Source organism: Pseudomonas helleri (assembly GCF_001043025.1).
GTDB classification, from domain to species: Bacteria; Pseudomonadota; Gammaproteobacteria; order Pseudomonadales; family Pseudomonadaceae; genus Aquipseudomonas; species Aquipseudomonas helleri.
The window spans coordinates 210544-227765 of the sequence record NZ_JYLD01000008.1 but is presented as its reverse complement, the minus strand read 5'-3'; the positions used below and the strand labels follow the sequence as shown (position 1 = coordinate 227765).

General features: G+C 60.5%; 15 protein-coding genes. 10 read left to right on the top strand and 5 right to left on the bottom strand.

What is annotated here, in order from left to right:
* The first annotated feature begins 16 nt into the window (after positions 1-16).
* Positions 17-898, top strand: a complete 882-nt coding sequence (locus tag TU84_RS15025) for an alpha/beta hydrolase (RefSeq protein ID WP_048370219.1) — start codon at positions 17-19, stop codon at positions 896-898.
* A gap of 194 nt (positions 899-1092) precedes the next feature.
* Positions 1093-2334: an MFS transporter gene (locus TU84_RS15020; RefSeq protein ID WP_048370218.1), complete on the top strand. Its 1242-nt coding sequence runs from the start codon at positions 1093-1095 to the stop codon at positions 2332-2334.
* On the opposite strand, the gene TU84_RS15015 is transcribed toward TU84_RS15020, so the two are convergent.
* Positions 2331-3521: a sugar transporter gene (locus TU84_RS15015; RefSeq protein ID WP_048370216.1), complete on the bottom strand. Its 1191-nt coding sequence runs from the start codon at positions 3519-3521 to the stop codon at positions 2331-2333. The genes TU84_RS15020 and TU84_RS15015 overlap by 4 nt on opposite strands.
* A gap of 367 nt (positions 3522-3888) precedes the next feature.
* Between TU84_RS15015 and TU84_RS15010 the strand changes: the two genes are divergently transcribed.
* Complete coding sequence (locus TU84_RS15010) at positions 3889-4947, top strand: aromatic ring-hydroxylating oxygenase subunit alpha (RefSeq protein WP_048370214.1); 1059 nt, start codon at positions 3889-3891, stop codon at positions 4945-4947.
* The gene (locus TU84_RS15005; RefSeq protein ID WP_048370212.1) at positions 4944-5894 is read left to right on the top strand and encodes a PDR/VanB family oxidoreductase; all 951 of its coding nucleotides are present in this window, start codon (positions 4944-4946) and stop codon (positions 5892-5894) included. The genes TU84_RS15010 and TU84_RS15005 overlap by 4 nt, the downstream gene beginning before the upstream one ends.
* Here the strand turns inward: TU84_RS15005 and TU84_RS15000 are convergent.
* The 3 genes from TU84_RS15000 to TU84_RS14990 form a co-directional block, all read right to left on the bottom strand.
* Entirely contained in the window at positions 5891-6604 is a 714-nt protein-coding gene (locus tag TU84_RS15000; protein ID WP_048370210.1) for a GntR family transcriptional regulator, read from the bottom strand. The genes TU84_RS15005 and TU84_RS15000 overlap by 4 nt on opposite strands.
* A gap of 148 nt (positions 6605-6752) precedes the next feature.
* Positions 6753-7979 (bottom strand): OprD family porin, encoded by a 1227-nt coding sequence (locus tag TU84_RS14995; RefSeq protein ID WP_048370209.1) that lies wholly within the window; start codon positions 7977-7979, stop codon positions 6753-6755.
* A 124-nt stretch (positions 7980-8103) separates the two neighbouring features.
* Entirely contained in the window at positions 8104-9435 is a 1332-nt protein-coding gene (locus tag TU84_RS14990; RefSeq protein ID WP_048370207.1) for an MFS transporter, read from the bottom strand.
* A gap of 1047 nt (positions 9436-10482) precedes the next feature.
* Here TU84_RS14990 and TU84_RS14985 point away from each other — a divergent pair.
* Entirely contained in the window at positions 10483-11694 is a 1212-nt protein-coding gene (locus TU84_RS14985; protein ID WP_048370206.1) for an MFS transporter, read from the top strand.
* A 7-nt stretch (positions 11695-11701) separates the two neighbouring features.
* On the opposite strand, the gene nikR is transcribed toward TU84_RS14985, so the two are convergent.
* Positions 11702-12118: a nickel-responsive transcriptional regulator NikR gene (nikR, locus tag TU84_RS14980; RefSeq protein WP_048370204.1), complete on the bottom strand. Its 417-nt coding sequence runs from the start codon at positions 12116-12118 to the stop codon at positions 11702-11704.
* A gap of 92 nt (positions 12119-12210) precedes the next feature.
* Here nikR and nikA point away from each other — a divergent pair, with 92 nt between their 5' ends.
* Genes nikA through nikE form a run of 5 tightly spaced genes read left to right on the top strand, consistent with a single transcriptional unit; the run spans position 12211 to position 17127 of the window.
* Positions 12211-13785: a nickel ABC transporter substrate-binding protein gene (gene nikA / locus TU84_RS14975; protein ID WP_048370201.1), complete on the top strand. Its 1575-nt coding sequence runs from the start codon at positions 12211-12213 to the stop codon at positions 13783-13785.
* 3 nt (positions 13786-13788) lie between these two features.
* A complete protein-coding gene (gene nikB / locus TU84_RS14970; RefSeq protein ID WP_048370199.1) occupies positions 13789-14730 on the top strand; it encodes a nickel ABC transporter permease subunit NikB in 942 nt (313 codons plus the stop codon).
* Positions 14727-15572 carry a nickel ABC transporter permease subunit NikC gene (gene nikC / locus TU84_RS14965; protein ID WP_048370198.1) on the top strand — a complete coding sequence of 282 codons (846 nt, stop codon included), beginning with the start codon at positions 14727-14729 and terminating at the stop codon, positions 15570-15572. Before nikB ends, nikC begins: the two co-directional genes overlap by 4 nt.
* Positions 15569-16342 (top strand): ATP-binding cassette domain-containing protein, encoded by a 774-nt coding sequence (locus TU84_RS14960; RefSeq protein ID WP_048370196.1) that lies wholly within the window; start codon positions 15569-15571, stop codon positions 16340-16342. Before nikC ends, TU84_RS14960 begins: the two co-directional genes overlap by 4 nt.
* The gene (gene nikE, locus TU84_RS14955; RefSeq protein WP_048370194.1) at positions 16339-17127 is read left to right on the top strand and encodes a nickel import ATP-binding protein NikE; all 789 of its coding nucleotides are present in this window, start codon (positions 16339-16341) and stop codon (positions 17125-17127) included. Before TU84_RS14960 ends, nikE begins: the two co-directional genes overlap by 4 nt.
* Positions 17128-17222 lie beyond the last annotated feature (95 nt).

Sequence of the window (17222 nt, the reverse complement as noted above, 5' to 3'; positions counted from 1 at the left end):
ATAACGAGATCGCCTGATGAGAACGATGATCCTCCCTCTGGCGCTGCTGCTTGCACTGGCCCTGCCCGTGCAAGCAGCTCAGGCCCGACCTGCGCCTGACCAGCCCATGGACACCAGCCTGCTGCAGCGCAAAGACCTCAAATACAGTTTCAGCTCGCTACTGCTGGACTCTGCTGACGGCCAGCGCCACTACCAACTGTGGATTGGCCGCCCCGCCAGCGCACCGCCCAAAGACGGCTATCCGGTGGTCTGGATGCTCGATGGTAATGCCGCAATGGGCGCGCTGCATCCTCAGTTGCTCAATACGTTGGCGGACGGAAAAGCGCCGTTGCTGGTGGCCATCGGTTACCAGACGCCGCTGCGTATTGAGCGCAACGCCCGCACCTATGACTACACCCCGAGCAGACCGAGCGCCGCCCGGCAAACCGACCCGCTGACCGAGCAACCCAGCGGCGGCGCTGACGTCTTCCTCGACCTGCTGCGCGAGCGCATGCGCCCGGCGATTGCCGCTCAGGCGCCGATCAATCTGCACCAGCAAACCTTGTGGGGCCACTCGTATGGCGGCCTGTTGGTGCTGCACGCCCTGCTCAACCGGCCGGGCGAGTTTGCCCACTACGCCGCGGCCAGCCCGTCACTGTGGTGGACCGACGTGAATATAGATGCGGGCTTCAAGCAACGCCTCAAAGGCCATCAACCGCACCTGCTGTTGATGCGCGGCACTGCCGAACCCGGCAACCCGCGCGGGCCGAGCGTCGGGCAACCGGATCAGCGCATGCAAACGCTCAAAAGCCAATTGAACGGCCTGCCAGGACTCACCGTTGACTACCACACCTTCGATGGCATGAGTCACGGCGAAACCCTGCCCGCCTCGCTGCGTTACGTGCTGCAAGCTCTGTAACCCCTCGAAACTGTAGGAGCGAGCTTGCCTCGCGATCTTTTGATCTTTTAAAAGATCGCGAGACAAGCTCGCTCCTACAAAAAGGGTTGCGCGTGCATTTATTCCAATACGGAATCCAGTCTATAAAAAACATGAATTTTATTTATGGCATGCCTTTCTTTATCTTCACCTGACCTCCATTACCGGGCACCGCCATGACCAGCCAAGCACACTCGAACCCGCTGGATGAACCTCCTGTCGAGGTCAACTGGCAGCGCAACCTGGCTGTCAGTGTGTTCGGCGCGTTCACCACGATTATTGCCATGACCCTGTTGCTGCCCTTTCTGCCGTTGTACGTCGAGCAGCTTGGGGTCAGCGATCCGGCGGCTATCGTGCAGTGGTCTGGCATCGCCTTTGGCGCAACGTTTTTGACGGCAGCCCTGACGGCACCGTTGTGGGGCCGCCTGGGGGATCGTTACGGGCGCAAGTTGATGCTGATTCGCGCAAGCCTGGGCATGGCCATCGCCATGTCATTGATTGGTCTGGCCGAAAACATTTACCAACTGGTCGGCTTGCGGCTGTTGGCCGGTTTGCTCGGAGGCTACGCGTCGGGGGCAACCATCCTGGTGGCCACGCAAACGCCCAAAGCGCGCTCGGGTTGGGCGCTGGGCATGCTGGCGTCGGGGATCATGGCCGGTAACCTCACCGGGCCGCTGATTGGAGGGCTGCTCCCGCCGTTGGTGGGTATCCGCAACACCTTCTTTCTCGCCGGCGGCCTGATCTTTATCACCTTCCTCGCCACGTTGTTCCTGATGAAAGAAGTGCCCCGCCGCAAGCCTGCCGCCGGTACGCCTAAAGCCACAGCGGCCAGCGCGTGGAGCGCAATCGCGGACAAACGCCCGGTCATGACCATGTTTGTCGTGGCGGGCCTGATGATGTTCGCGATCATGTCCATTGAACCCATCATCACCGTGTACTTGATCCAGTTGCACACCCAGGATGTCACCCTGATGGCGGGCGTGGTCATGTCCGCCACCGCGCTGGCCAGCGTTTTGTCGGCATCGCGGGTGGGTAAATTGGCCGATCGCATTGGCCACTGGAAAGTCGTCACGGGGTGCATGAGCGTCGCCGCCCTGCTGCTGATTCCTCAGGCGTTCGTGACCAATGAGTGGCAGCTGGTGGGGCTGCGTTTTCTGATGGGGTTGGCGCTGGGCGGGTTACTGCCAGGGATCGCCGCGATCATTCGCCACTCTGTGCCCGACAAAGTCGCCGGGCACATGCTCGGCTACTCAACGTCCTGCCAGTACATCGGCCAGGTGCTCGGGCCATTGACCGGCGGCTTTGTCGGCGGGCATTTCGGCATGCCCGCCGTGTTCATCATCACCTGCGTGTTGATGGCAGGCTGTGCTGCGGTGATGCTAGCCCTGCGGCCCCGCCACTCAGTTCAAGCGCATTAAGGGGCATTCGCGGCTTCTGAACGGGCAACCCGGTACATCGTCCATGTGTAGGCGGCCAGGGCCAAGCCGGCCAGCGTGCCGCCGATCAAACCGATGTACGAGAAACCCAAGTGGCTGCCGACCCAACTGCCCAGCAGCGCACCGCCGCCGATACCGATGTTGTAGATGCCCGAGAACATCGCCATGGCCACGTCAGTGGCATCCGGCGCCAGGGTCAGCACTTTCGATTGCAGGGCCAGACCAAAGCCCATGATCGACATGCCCCAGATAATGCTCAGGACACTCAACGACTCGACCCAACCACTGGCCGGCAACAGCAGGAGCAGGCACAGCGCCAGCAAGCCGATAGCGATCAGCAGGAACAGGTGCGGGTTGTATTTATGGAACAGGCTGAAGCACAGCGAGCCAATGATCCCGGCGCCGCCGAACAGCAACAGGGTGGTGGTCACGATAGTACCGCTCATGCCCGCCACGCTCTGCACGAACGGCTCGATGTAGCTGTAGGCCGTGAATTGCGCGGTGATCACCACCGCAGTCAGCACGTAAACCGCCACCAGCGCAGGCCGCCTGAACAATACCGGCAAGCTTCTCAGCGACCCCGAGTTCTGGCTCGGCAGCAGCGGCAAGGTCTTGAACAGCCACAGCACCAACAAGGACGCCAACCCGGCGATCACCAGGAACGTGGTGCGCCAGCCCATCGCCTCACCCAGCAAACGACCCAGCGGCACACCTAGCACCATGGCCAGCGAAGTACCGGTGGCAAGCAGACCCAATGCCTGCACCTGCTTGCCTTCCGGGGCCATGCGCACGGCCAGGGATGCAGTGATCGACCAAAACAGCGCGTGGGACAAGGCCACGCCAATCCGGCTGAGCAGCAAAATGCCGAAATGAGTCGCGACGCTGGACAGCAAGTGGCTGACGATAAAGATGCCGAACAACGACAGCAGCAGCTTTCGGCGCTCGACGTTGCGCGTCAGCAGCATGATCGGCAGCGAGGTCAGGGAGACCACCCACGCGTAAATCGTCAGCATCAGCCCGACGCTGGCGGTGGTCATGTCGAAGCTGGCGCCAATGGCACTCAGCAAGCCGACGGGAACAAATTCAGTGGTATTGAACACAAAGGCGGCCAGCGCCAATGCGATGACAGGTTGCCAATTTGCCTGAGGTGTTGCGCCATGGCTGCTCATTTCTGGGGTGTTCTACTCGCATTCGGGAAGCTGACAGGTTCTTTTTGCTGCACTGGCGGTCACGTGCTGCACATACAACACGCCCCGGTGCCAGAAGCATAGCCAGAACCACACGGGGCGGCATTCTATAGCGTTCTTGACGGTATGACGGTGAACATCGAGTGACGCCTGCGAGACATTTAGCCGCACGGTGACGCCACAGCACGAAGCATTCTTGCAATGGATCCACTAAATCCACACTGCACCCAATTTTGTGTTCGTTAATCGCCTAAAACTACTGCTATTCACTGATTACAAATTGACTCGCCCAAGACCAATCCCGCCTAATGGATCCATAAAAGCAATAACACCTGATCTGGAGATTGGTATGTATCCAAAAAATACGTGGTACGTCGCCTGCACCCCCGACGAAATCGCCGACAAGCCGCTGGGTCGGCAGATTTGCGGTGAAAAGATGGTTTTTTATCGCGGCCTGGAAAACAAAGTCGCGGCCGTCGAAGACTTTTGTCCGCATCGCGGTGCCCCGCTCTCGCTGGGGTATGTCGACAACGGCAACCTGGTGTGCGGCTACCACGGCCTGGTGATGGGTTGCGACGGCAAGACCGTCGAGATGCCCGGCCAGCGCGTGCGCGGCTTCCCCTGCAACAAGACCTTTGCCGTGGTCGAGCGCTACGGGTTTATCTGGGTATGGCCGGGCGAACAGGACAAAGCCGACCCCGACCTGATCCATCACCTGGAGTGGGCCGTCAGCGATGAATGGGCCTACGGCGGCGGGTTGTTTCATATCGGTTGCGACTACCGCCTGATGATCGACAACCTGATGGACCTGACGCACGAAACCTACGTGCACGCGTCCAGCATCGGCCAGAAGGAAATTGACGAAGCCCCTCCGGTGACCACCGTCGAAGGTAACGAAGTGGTCACCGCCCGGCACATGGAAAACATCATGGCCCCGCCGTTCTGGCGCATGGCGTTGCGCGGCAACAACCTGGCCGATGATGTGCCGGTGGACCGCTGGCAGATCTGCCGCTTCTCTCCCCCCAGCCATGTGCTGATCGAAGTCGGCGTGGCCCATGCGGGCAAAGGTGGTTATCACGCCCCGGCGCAGGCCAAGGCATCAAGCATCGTAGTGGACTTTATTACCCCCGAAACCAACACCTCGATCTGGTACTTCTGGGGCATGGCGCGCAACTTCAATCCGCAGGATCAAGCGCTCACGGCGACGATCCGCGAGGGCCAGGGCAAGATTTTCAGCGAAGACCTGGAAATGCTCGAGCGCCAGCAACAAAACCTGCTGGATCACCCGCATCGCGCCTTGCTCAAGCTCAATATCGACTCGGGCGGTGTGCAGTCGCGTCGCGTCCTGGAACGCATCATCGCCAGCGAACGCGAGCCCGCCGAAAGCGTTGTGAGGATCCAGCCATGATCGAAGTGCAGGTTGTTTCGCGCAAAACCGAAGCCCAGGGGATTTGCAGTTATGAACTGGCCCGTCTCGATGAAAGCCCCCTGCCCGCTTTCAGCGCCGGGTCGCACATTGACGTGCACTTGCCCGACGGGTTGATTCGCCAGTACTCACTGTGCAACCACCCGGACGAACGCCATCGCTACCTGATTGGCGTGCTCAGGGACCCGGCCTCACGCGGCGGCTCTCAACACCTGCACGAGCAAATCAATACTGGCGACCGCTTGCAGATCAGCGAGCCGCGCAACTTGTTCCCGCTGGTCCACGAAGCCCGGCGCAGCCTGTTATTTGCAGGCGGTATCGGCATCACGCCGATTCTGTGCATGGCCGAGCGTCTGGCCCATAGCAATGCTGACTTCGAGCTGCACTACTGCGCCCGCTCCAGCGACCGCGCAGCCTTTGTGGAGCGGATTCGCCAGTCAGCGTTCGCAGACCGCGTGTTCGTGCATTTTGATGAGCAACCCGAGACGCTCATGAACGCCGCCCAAGTGCTGGCCAATCCGCAACCTGACCTGCATCTCTACGTGTGTGGACCCGCTGGTTTTATGCAGCACGTACTGGACAGTGCACGCGTCCAAGGGTGGGCAGAAGACCGCTTGCACCGCGAATACTTCGCCGCCGCAGCCATCGACAGCAGCCACGATGGCAGCTTTAGCGTCAAAGTCGCGAGCAGCGGCCAGATCATCGAGATCCCGGCCGACAAAACCGTAGTGGCGGTGCTGGAAAGCCATGGCATCGACATCCCCATGTCGTGCGAACAAGGCGTGTGCGGCACCTGCCTGACCAACGTGCTGGAGGGCATACCCGACCACCGCGACATGTTCCTGACGGAAGAGGAGCAAGCGTGCAACAACCAGTTCACGCCGTGCTGCTCACGCTCGAAATCGCCGCTGCTGGTGCTGGATATCTAGTCGGCGCGCAAAATCACCCGCATCCGCTCACTGGCCACTGCCGAGCTGAAAATCTCGGCATACCGCAAGGTGGCATTGGCGTGCTCGCGCATCATGGCTTCAGCGCGAGCACCCTGACCATTGACCAGCGCATCGAACACCGAATGGTGCTGCATGTGTGCGTAATTGAAGCGTCGGTACTCGCGGGCCATATCTTTACGATCAACCGCCAGCGCCGTAACCGAGGCAAACGGTAAATGATCATTGCGCGCCAGCGCATCGGCAATTGCCGGGTTGTGGCTGCCCTCAATAATCACCTGATGAAAGCGCATGTTGAGGTCGTGATAAGCCTCAAGGTCATCTTCGGTCACAAAGCCTTTATCGAATAGCTCGTCGCCTTGCAGCAGGCACAGTTCAAGGGCTGCCCGGCCTTCTGGCGAAAGCCCGCGCTCAGCGGTCAGACGCGCCGCCAACCCCTCAAGCACCCCGCGCACCTCGACGGCACCGGCAATGTCATTGGCACTGACAGAGCGCACCTGAAACCCGCGACCACCAAAACGCACCAGCAAGCCTTCCTGCTCCAGCGTACGAAACGCCATGCGCACCGGCATGCGTGAGACACCGAACAGTTCAGCGGTAGGGATTTCCATCAGACGTTCGCCTGCGGCCAGCTCGCCCGAGGCAATCATTTTGCGCAGTGCAATCAGCACCAGTTGGCCGGGCTTGCTCATCCAGGCGGCTTCCAGAAAACAGGGGGCCGACATAGTAGCCCAGATCGACCTCAAAACCCTGTAGGAGCGAGCTTGCCTCGCGATCTTTTCAACATCAACAGATCGCGAGACAAGCTCGCTCCTACAGGGCGGGTTGAGTGCCGGGGTATTACATCGACAACGGGTAGCTGATGATCACGCGGGTTTGGTCAAAGTCGCTGTTGAAGGTGCGCCGGTTGGTCGAGTTGTTGACCCGCAGGCTGAGGTTTTTGAAGCTGCCACTCTGAACGGTGTATCCGATCTCGGTATCGCGCTCCCATTCCTTGCCGTTGGTGCCTTGCTTGGTGGTGGCATTGTCGCCGTGACCATATCGCACCATTGCCAATAAGCCCGGCACGCCCATGGCGGCAAAGTTGTAGTCGTAACGCGCTTGCCACGAACGCTCGTCCGCGTTGCTGAAGTTGCCGTTGAACATGTCGTTGCCCAGGGTTCGCCCGCTGCTGCCGTACACCGACATCCAGCTGGTATCGCCACTCACTTTCTGCAAACCGAGGTACAGCGTGTGTCCGCCCGTCGCGGCGGAAAACAGGCCGTACGCCGTGCGGCTGCTGACGTTGCCGATGCGCGCGCTGCCGTCATCCTTGTCGATAAAGTAGCCCAGGTTGGCGCCCAGCACCCAGTCGCCCACCGGCTGCTTGTGCAGCAGGTTGAAGTAGCTCTGCTGGTAGATGTCTTTGAGTTGCGAATGCCAGACACCCACCTGGGTACGCTGCTCGTTGAAGCGATAGTCTGCCCCCGCATAGTTAAAACGGTCAGACGTCACGCCCGGTGCCGCCCACGTCGACAGCTCTTGCATGTCCGAAGAGTTACGCAGGCTGACCTTGCGGTATTGACCAGCCTGTACCGCCAGCCCTTCGATTTCTTTGGACACCAGCATGGCTCCGCGGAAGGTTTGCGGGAGCAGGCGACCATCGTCATAGCGCAGTACCGGCACGTCCGGCATCAGTTCACCGACTTTGATTTCAGTGGCCGAGAAGCGCATTTTTGCCGCTACCCCGGCACGGCTGAAATTGTCTGCAGCGCGCCCATTGCTGCGCACCGGCAGCAGCTCCGAACCACTGGCCTCGCGGCTGCTGTCGAGCTTGACGCCGAGCATGGCAATGCCATCCACCCCGAACCCGACAACGCCTGGGGTAAAGCCCGAACTGAACTTGAGGATAAAGCCTTGCGCCCACTCATCGACCTTGCTTTTGGTCGCCCCAGGGTCGCGAAAGTCGCGGTTGAAGTAGTAGTTGCGCAGCAGCAGATCTGTGCTGGAATCTTCAAAAAAGCCTTGATCCTGCGCCATGACAGGGGCGCACAAGGTCAACGACAGCAAGCCAATGGTGTTCTTCATTATTATTGTTCTCCGTTTTTTGGACGCAGCCGCTCCCCGCAGCTGAAAAAGCCCGCCCAGCTCTGGTTGAGGTGTACGTGTGGAATGTGCCCGGCCAGGGCCGGGCATCAATCAGCGCCTGAGATCAGGCTGCCGAAAGCACCGGCTGCGCGGTAGGAGCGCCCGGTTTGAGCAGCAACAAACAGCCTGCTGCGATCACGAATACGATGGCGAACACCCCGTACAAGTGCAGCGGTTGCCAGCCGCCATCGAGCAGAAAACCGGCCACGATGGGCGACAGGATCGCGCCGATCCGGCCAATCCCGATGCCCCAGCCCACGCCCGTGGTGCGCACCGAGGCGTCATAGACGATCGGCGACAGCGCATACAGCCCGGCCACGCAACCGTTGGAGAACATCCCAATCAACAGGCCCAGACCCAGCGCCGCCATGACCGAAGAAGCCGAGCCCACAAACAGCACCAGCAAGCCCGCCGTCACCAGCATGAACAGCGACAACACCCGTGTCAGCGGCCAGCGCGAGGCCAAACCACCGACCAGCGCGGCGCCAAAGATCCCGCCCACGCTCAACAACACCCCGCCGGTGATGCCCTGCTGCGCAGAAAGCCCGGCAGACACCAGCAACTTGGGCGTCCAGCTCATCACGAAGTAGAAGCCGAACATCACCAGGAAGAACAGCGTCCAGATCAACAGCGTGGTGCGGCGCAGTGCTGGCGTCAGCAGCTTGGTAAAGCCCTTGCCCTCGCCTGCCACGCTCGCCACCACGGGCGGCATTTGGCTCAAGGTCTGTAGCCCCATGCGCTGGGCCAGACGGTTGATACGTTGCAAGGCGGTTGCCGGACGACGGGCCAGCAGAAAGTCCAGCGACTCCGGCAACCACAGCAGCACCAGCGGGATAACCGCAAAGGTCACGATGCCGCCGAACAGAAACACCGAACGCCAGCCCCAGTGCGACAACAACCACACGGCAATCAAGCCGCCGAGCGTTGCGCCCAGGGCATAACCGGTAGACTGCAAACTCACCGCCAGACCGCGCCAGCGCTTGCTCGCGTACTCACTGGCGATCACGTTGCTGCTGGCCAGAATGCCGCCGATACCCAGCCCGGTCAGGCCGCGCAGCAGCGCCAACTGAGTGGGCGACTGGCTCATCGACGAGAGCAGCATGCCAACGCCGGAAACCACCAGGCACAGCAAGATCAATGGACGGCGACCGATGCGGTCCGCCCAGGGGGCGATAAACAGAGAACCGGCAGCCATGCCGAACAAACCGGCGCTGAGCAGCATGCCGATTTGCGCCCCGCTCAACGCCCACTCAGCTGATACCGAGGCGGCGGTGAAGGCCATCACCAGCACATCGAAACCGTCGATCATGTTGAGCACAATGCAGATTCCGATGGCGAGCCATTGGAAAGAACTCATCGGGCCAGTGTCGACAGTGGTTTTCAGATCGATAGCCATGCGCGTGCCTCCTGCCCGGACATCACCGAAGCAAAAGAGCCGCACAACACGGCGTGACTCACAGACATAAAGCATGCAGAACCCAGGCGGTTCTTTGCCCTTGAGAAGGCTTTCATGACGAGACCCTTTTTGTAGTTTTTATGGGTAACGGTCAGGGGCGAGACCCCGGACATCACCTGGCCGATAGTCAACCCGTTAACGGATCCATAGACAAGATGAGGGCCAGGGCGGGACAGGGCAAAACGTCTCTGTTTAACTTTTAGAATTAGTAATAATTGCTTATTTATCAAGTAGTTATATGTTCACAGCATGACTGATATTACTGTGCGATTATCGATCACCATCCGTTCACTGTAGGAGCGAGCTTGCCTCGCGATCTTTCAAAAGATCAAAAGATCGCGAGGCAAGCTCGCTCCTACAGTGAACGGATGGTGCACACAAATCCCGTAGCAGTTGACGAGCTTTGCGAGGCTACGCCCGGCTGTAGTCGCTGACGAGGCACGAAGGCTGCGAAAGATCAAAAGATCGCGAGGCAAGCTCGCTCCTACAGCGGCTGGTTTACACAACCCCCGTAGCAGTTGACGAGCTTTGCGAGGCTACGTCCGGCTGTAGTCGCTGACGAGGCACGAGGCTGCGAAAGATCAAAAGATCGCGAGCACGCTCGCTCCTACAGCGGCTGGTTTACACAACCCCCGTAGCAGTTGACGAGCTTTGCGAGGCTACGTCCGGCTGTAGTCGCTGACGAGGCACGAGGCTGCGAAAGATCAAAAGATCGCGAGCAAGCTCGCTCCTACAGCGGCTGGTTTACACAACCCCCGTAGCAGTTGACGAGCTTTGCGAGGCTACGTCCGGCTGTAGTCGCTGACGAGGCACGAAGGCTGCGAAAGATCAAAAGATCGCGAGGCAAGCTCGCTCCTACAGGCGTCATTGTGCCCATTGTTTAGAACATCCAGACCTCAGGATCCGAAGGTTTGAATCCTGTGTGGCCGGGCAAGTCTGGTATTAAGTACCGCACTACAAAAATTGCCGCTTAAGGACCCCATTCCCATGCCGTTTTCTGCACCTGCCACCCGCACGTCCAACGGCGTGTTCGGCCTGTTTTGTCTGGGCAGTTACTTGTTGTCCGTGTCGTACGGCACGACGTTTTTGTTGGCCATGATGCTCAGCGCACACGGTGGCAGCGAGTCAGATGCAGGCACGATTATTTCGGCGGCCATGGTCAGCACGTTTGCTGCGGTGATTTTCTCCGGGCACCTGACCGATCTGTTTGGCGCGCCCAAATCCATTGCGGCAGGCGCCGTGCTGCTGGCCGCCGCGTGCCTGGGCTTCGCCAATGTGCAGACGTTCGGCGTCGCGGCTCTGCTGTTCGGGTTGCTGCTGGGCCTGGGTTGGGGGGTGTTTTACACCTTGGGCCCGATCATCGTGGCAATGATTATCGAACCCGCGCGCCGGGTTAAATATTTTGCCCTGCTGTCGGGCAGCATGATGACCGGCATCGGCACCGGCCCCTTGCTTGGCCGGGCCAGTGAAGCGCTGGGGTACCCGGTCGAAACCGCGTTTATCGCGGCCACCGTCGCCAGCTTGCTCGGCGGCCTGGCGTTTGTCCTGATCGGCCCGAAAATCAAGGAGCAAAGCGCAATTGTCGGCCCGGTCAGCGTGTGCAAAATCACACCACGTGCCGCCGTAACGGTGCTGCGCTCAAAAGCACTGTTCGCGATTGTCATGGTCGGTTTGGGCGGTGCGATTTTCGGCGGGCTGTCGAGTTTTCAAACCTCTTACGCGACGCTCAATCAGCTGGATTATTCGCTGTTCTTTCTGGGCTTCATGAGCGCCGCGATTTCCTGCCGGCTGTTCATCGCGGGCTTTATCGTCAAGCGCGACCCGTACTGGATGGCCTGTGCATTGACCGCCATGATCGTGCTCTCGGTGCTGATGTATATGTTCAGCGTCACTTCCAGCGCGACCTATGTGCTGGCCGCGGTGACGCTTGGGGTGGGTTACGGGCTGACCTATTCAGTGATCAACGGGCTGGCCGCCAACGAAGCACCCGCCGGGCACACCTCGCAATCACTGGTGCTGTTCAGCCTGGCGTATTTTATCGGGGTGTTTGGTTTCCCGTGGCTGGCCGGGCACATCATCGTCAGTTACGGCATCCCGACCCTGCTGTCGATCATTCTGCTGATCGCGCTGTGCAATTGGTCCATCACTGCGGGCCGTCTGTTGTGGCGCACGCGAACCGCCACGTGCGCCAATGCCTGAACTCAGGTCACTGTTCAGCGACGAGCGCCTCCAGCGGAATGATCTGCGCGCTACCATGGCGCACGCCACGCTCGGCCATGACCTGACGCGCCAGTGCTGAAACCTCCCCCACCGCGCCCTTGAGCACCGAGACCTCCATGCATTTGCCCTCGTCGAGGTGCACATGCAAGGTCGACAGGGTCAGGTCGTGGTGTTCATGAAACGCGTTGTTCAGGCGCTTGGACAGCTCTCGCGTGGCGTGATCGTAGACATAACTCAAGGTCGCCACACAGGGTGCCTCTGGGTCGTCTGCCGCCTGTTCCAGCAAGCCTGCACGCAACAAATCCCGGATGGCTTCGGAGCGACCTTGATAGCCGTGCGCCGCAACCCGCTCGTCAATGACGGTCAGCAAGGCATCGTCCAGCGAAATTGTGACCCTTTGCATTAAAATTTGCCTCGCAGTTATGAGCTTTTTACATAAACTTCACACCCAACGCGTGAATAGGCTACTGACCATCAATCATTGGGAGACGCAGTGTGAAGCAGTCAAGTGTGAAAAAACAGCTTGCCCTCTGGATCATGGGCGCCTGCCTGAGCATCGGCACAATATCGGCCTACAGCGCCACTGCCGCCCCGACCCTGACCTATTCATGGCCCACCAATGCCGGGCCGCTGGACCCCAGGGGCTACTCGCCAAACCAGATGTACGCCCAGGCCATGGTGTATGAGCCCTTGGTGCGCTACACCGCCGAGGGCACGCTCGAACCGTGGCTCGCCACACACTGGAGCGTCTCGCCTGACGGCAAAACCTACACCTTCACCCTCCGTGACCATGTGCAGTTCAGCGATGGCAGCCCGTTTAATGCGGCCGCAGCCAAGGCCAACCTGGATGCTGTCCTGGCCAATGCCAAACGCCATCAATGGATGGAGCTGGTCTCGACCCTGGAGCGCGTTGAAGCCCCCGACGAACACACCCTGGTGTTGCATCTCAAGCACCCGTATTACCCGACCCTGATGGAACTGGCGCAGGTGCGCCCGCTGCGGTTTGCCGCGCCCGACGCCAAACCCGGCACACCGGTCGGCACCGGGCCGTGGGTATTGGCGCAAACCCGACGCGGCGAGTACGACCGTTTCGAGCGCAACGAGCATTACTGGGGAGCCAAACCAGCCTATGGCGCAGTGCTAGTCAAAGTGATTTCAGACCCGGACAGCCGCGCCATTGCCTTGCAAACAGGCGAACTGGACCTGATCCAGGGTGCCGAAGGCGAGATCTCCCCCGGGACCTTTGTACGGCTGCGTGACGCCGGTTTCAACACCGCCATATCCGCGCCGCTAGCCACCCGCACGGTGGCGATGAACACCGGGCAAGCGCCGACCAACGAGTTGGTGGTGCGTCAGGCCATCAATCAGGCGGTAGACAAAGACACCATCATCGCCAAGGTGCTGCACGGCCTTGAACCGCGCGCCGACGCGCTGTTTTCCAGCAACATGCCCTACGCCAACATCGGCCTTAAAGCCTTGCCTTATGACCCCGATCACGCCCGACAAGCCCTGGACGCTGCAGGCTGGAAAGTGCCCGCTGGTAAAACCGTCCGCGAAAAAGACGGCCAGCCGTTGAGCACCGAACTGGTGTTTCTGGGCACCAGCGCACTGCAAAAAAGCCTGGCTGAAATCATTCAGGGTGAGCTGGCCAAGGTCGGCATCGAGGTCAAGTTACGCGCCGAAGAAGAAGGCTCATTGGTGCAGCGCCAACGCGAGGGCCGCTTCGGCATGATCTTCGCGGATACCTGGGGCGCGCCGTACGATCCGCACTCGTTTGTGAGCTCCATGCGCTACCCGGGGCATGCCGATTACATGGCCCAGCGCGGGCTGCCGATGAAAGATCAGATCGACCACACCATAGCCGAGGTACTGGGGCAAACCGACGAAGCCAAACGTGCCGAAGGTTACCGCGAGATCCTCACCACGCTGCATGACCAGGCGGTGTACCTGCCGGTGTCGTACCTCACGGCCATCAGTGTCAGCGCCAAAGGGGTCGATAACGTGCAGTTCGGCAGCACGCTGTTTGACGTGCCGTTTGAGGCCATGCGCCCTGCCACCGGGAAGCCCTGAGCCATGCTGCGTTATATCGTTTTGCGGCTTTTGCTGCTGATCCCGGTGTTGTTGGGGGTGTCGTTGATCGTCTTTGTCCTGCTGCACCTGGGCAATGGCGACCCGGCGCTGGATTACCTGCGCCTGTCACAGATCCCGCCCACTGACGCGGCGCTGGCCGAGGCGCGGCATGCCCTGGGCCTCGACCGGCCTTTGGTTGAGCAGTACGTCAGTTGGCTATGGAACGCTGTGCACCTGGATTTCGGCACGTCGTATATCACTGGGCGCCCGGTGCTGGATGACGTGCTGTATTACCTGCCCGCCACACTGCAACTGGGTGGCCTGGCGTTGCTCGTGACCTTGCTGATGAGTATTCCGCTGGGCCTGGCGGCGGCCCGCTGGAAAGGCCGCTGGCCGGATCAAGTGGTGCGTTTTATCACCTTTATCGGGGTGTCGATGCCGAACTTCTGGCTGGCTTTTTTGCTCATCGCCCTGCTCTCGCTGTGGCTCGGCTGGCTGCCGCCCATGGGCCGTGGCGGCCCGCAACACTTGGTTATGCCGGTGCTGGCGATTGCCCTGATGTCGATGTCGATCAATGCCCGCCTGCTGCGCGCCAGCCTGCTCGATGTGCGCCAGCAGCGGCATGTGTTTTATGCCCGGGCCCGCGGCCTGAACGAGCGCCGGGTTTGGCGCGACCATATTCTGCGCAACGCCTGGATGCCATTGGTCACCGCCACCGGCATGCACGTTGGCGAGTTGTTGGGCGGCGCACTGGTGATCGAAACCATTTTCGCCTGGCCCGGTATCGGCCGTTTTGCGGTGAGCGCGGTGCTTAACCGCGACTTCCCGGTGATGCAATGCTTCACCTTGCTGCTCACCACGCTGCTGGTGCTGTGCAATCTGGTGGTCGATATCTGCTACGCCTGGCTCGACCCGCGCACGCGTCTGTCGGGGGTGATGGCATGAGTAGCGTGAACGCTGTGTTGGCAGGTAAAAAAAGCGGCCTGCGTGTCGGCTATGTACTGGTTGCACTGCTGCTGATATTCGCTTTATTCGGGGCCTGGATCGCGCCCTACGACGCCACCCTGGTCAACCTTGACGACCGTTTGCTGCCCGCCAGTACCAGCCATTGGCTGGGCACCGACCACCTGGGCCGCGATGTGCTGTCACGGTTGATCGTCGGCACGCAATGGTCGCTGGGCAGCGTGGTGCTGGTGTTGGGGCTGGTGCTGATCTTGGGCGTAACCATTGGCGGCATCGCCGGGATTGTTGGCGGCAAGGTCGACATGTTTTTGATGCGCCTGTGCGACATGTTCCTGACCTTTCCGACCCTGGTGCTGGCGTTCTTCCTGATTGCCCTGCTGGGCACCGGGCTGACCAACGTGATCATCGCCATCGCCCTGTCGCACTGGGCCTGGTATGCGCGCATGGTGCGCGGCATGGTGCTGGCTCAGCGCAACCGTGACTACGTGCTGGCTTCGCGGCTGTCCGGGGCTTCACGCCTGACCCGCCTGCGCCAGCATGTGATGCCCAACGTGGTCGGGCAGTTGCTGGTGCTGGCGTCGATGGACATCGGCCACATGATGCTGCACGTTTCAGGGCTGTCCTTCCTCGGGCTCGGGGTCAGCCCGCCGACGCCCGAGTGGGGGGTGATGATCAACGACTCCAAGGAATTTATCTGGACCCACCCGCAACTGCTGCTGTGGCCGGGGCTGATGATTTTTATCTCGGTGATGGCCTTCAACCTGCTCGGTGACGCCTTGCGCGACCGGCTCGACCCCAACGTACTGGCGGAGATCAAGGAATGACCTGGACCCTGAGCATTCAAGGCCTGTGCCTCACACACCAGCAACGCACATTGGTGGATCAACTCGACCTGACGCTCAAGGCTGGCGAGGTACACGCGCTGGTGGGCGCCAGCGGTTCGGGCAAGTCCCTGAGCTGCCTGGGCATTCTCGACCTGTTGCCTCCCGGCGTGCACAGCCAGGGCGGCACGCTGCGTCTGGACGGCCACGTGGTGCAACCGGCGCAGTTGCGCGGGCGCGAAGCCGCGCTGGTGCTGCAAAACCCGCGCAGCGCTTTCAACCCGGTGCGCTCATTGCGTCAACATGCCCAGGAGACCCTGCGCAGCCGAGGATTGCGCGGGGTGCACGCCGATCAATTAATTCTCGACACCCTCAACGAAGTCGGCCTCAACGATGGGCCGAGGGTGCTCGATTCTTTTGCTTTTCAGCTCAGCGGCGGCATGTTGCAACGCTTCATGATTGCCCTGGCGCTGCTCGCGGACAGCCACTTTTTGTTGGCCGACGAACCCACCAGCGATCTGGATGTTGTCGCCCAGGCACGCTTTCTCGACTTGCTGGAGCGCCTGGTCGCAGAGCGAAACCTCGGGGTGCTGCTGATTACCCACGACATGGGCGTGGTTGCGCGCTGTGCCGACCAGGTGTCAGTCATGGCCCATGGCCGAATCGTCGAACAGGCCGATGTCCACACCCTGTTCAACACCCCGCAAAGCGAAGAAGCGCGCACGCTGCTGGCCGCGCACCATGCATTGACTCTGGAGACTTGCACGCCATGACGCTTATTCAGGTATGCGATCTTAACCACGGTTACACCGCTGGCGGAATGTTCAGCAAACGCCACCGCGTGCAGGTGCTCAAAGGGCTGAACCTCGACCTGCACGCGGGCCAGAGCCTTGGTTTACTGGGCGCAAGCGGCAGCGGTAAAAGCACCCTCGCCCGCTTGCTGATGGGCCTGGAAACACCCGTTCAGGGCACTGTCCTGTTCGAGGGCCAGACGTTACAGGGGCTAAACACGCAGCACTTTCTGCGCCGGGTGCAAATGGTCTTTCAAGACGCCATCAGTGCCTTCAACCCCCAGCGCAGCATTGGCTGGAGCATTGCCGAGCCGCTGCGCCATCTTTCGGACATGAACGCCGAAGCCATCCAGGCCCGCGTTGAGCGCCTGTTACTGCAAGTCAAACTGTCGGCCAGTGACAGCGACAAGTTGCCAGCACAACTCAGCGGCGGCCAGTTGCAACGCGCCGGTATCGCCCGGGCGCTGGCGATAGACCCGCAGATGATCATCCTCGACGAAGCCCTGTCCAACCTTGACCGGGTATTGCAGGTGCAAATACTCGACCTGCTGGCTGACGTGCGGCGCGAATCTGGCACCGGTTTTTTACTGATTACCCATGACCTGAGCCTGGTCCGGCGGTTTTGCCAGCGGGTGGTGGTGCTGGCCGATGGGAAACTGGTCGAAGACCGCGAGGTCATCCCCGGCATGCGCTTCGAACACCCGGCGGCACGCACCCTGCAAGAGGCGGTATTGCCGGCCATGCCGTCCAAAACGCGCGCCTGCTGAATACAAATGGTAAAGATTTGTAAATAGAAATGATTTGCATCCGTATAGATGTAAAACTTTGTAACCGATTTCGGCTACGCAGTTCCACATCCGGA

Coding starts and splice junctions, on each gene's coding strand:
- nikE (WP_048370194.1), top strand. CDS start 16,339: ATGACGCTTATTCAGGTATGCGATCTTAACCACGGTTACACCGCTGGC.
- TU84_RS15015 (WP_048370216.1), bottom strand. CDS start 3,521: ATGAGCAGCCATGGCGCAACACCTCAGGCAAATTGGCAACCTGTCATC.
- TU84_RS15005 (WP_048370212.1), top strand. CDS start 4,944: ATGATCGAAGTGCAGGTTGTTTCGCGCAAAACCGAAGCCCAGGGGATT.
- TU84_RS15010 (WP_048370214.1), top strand. CDS start 3,889: ATGTATCCAAAAAATACGTGGTACGTCGCCTGCACCCCCGACGAAATC.
- TU84_RS14990 (WP_048370207.1), bottom strand. CDS start 9,435: ATGGCTATCGATCTGAAAACCACTGTCGACACTGGCCCGATGAGTTCT.
- nikB (WP_048370199.1), top strand. CDS start 13,789: ATGCTGCGTTATATCGTTTTGCGGCTTTTGCTGCTGATCCCGGTGTTG.
- nikC (WP_048370198.1), top strand. CDS start 14,727: ATGAGTAGCGTGAACGCTGTGTTGGCAGGTAAAAAAAGCGGCCTGCGT.
- TU84_RS15025 (WP_048370219.1), top strand. CDS start 17: ATGAGAACGATGATCCTCCCTCTGGCGCTGCTGCTTGCACTGGCCCTG.
- TU84_RS14995 (WP_048370209.1), bottom strand. CDS start 7,979: ATGAAGAACACCATTGGCTTGCTGTCGTTGACCTTGTGCGCCCCTGTC.
- TU84_RS15020 (WP_048370218.1), top strand. CDS start 1,093: ATGACCAGCCAAGCACACTCGAACCCGCTGGATGAACCTCCTGTCGAG.
- TU84_RS14985 (WP_048370206.1), top strand. CDS start 10,483: ATGCCGTTTTCTGCACCTGCCACCCGCACGTCCAACGGCGTGTTCGGC.
- TU84_RS15000 (WP_048370210.1), bottom strand. CDS start 6,604: ATGAGCAAGCCCGGCCAACTGGTGCTGATTGCACTGCGCAAAATGATT.
- TU84_RS14960 (WP_048370196.1), top strand. CDS start 15,569: ATGACCTGGACCCTGAGCATTCAAGGCCTGTGCCTCACACACCAGCAA.
- nikR (WP_048370204.1), bottom strand. CDS start 12,118: ATGCAAAGGGTCACAATTTCGCTGGACGATGCCTTGCTGACCGTCATT.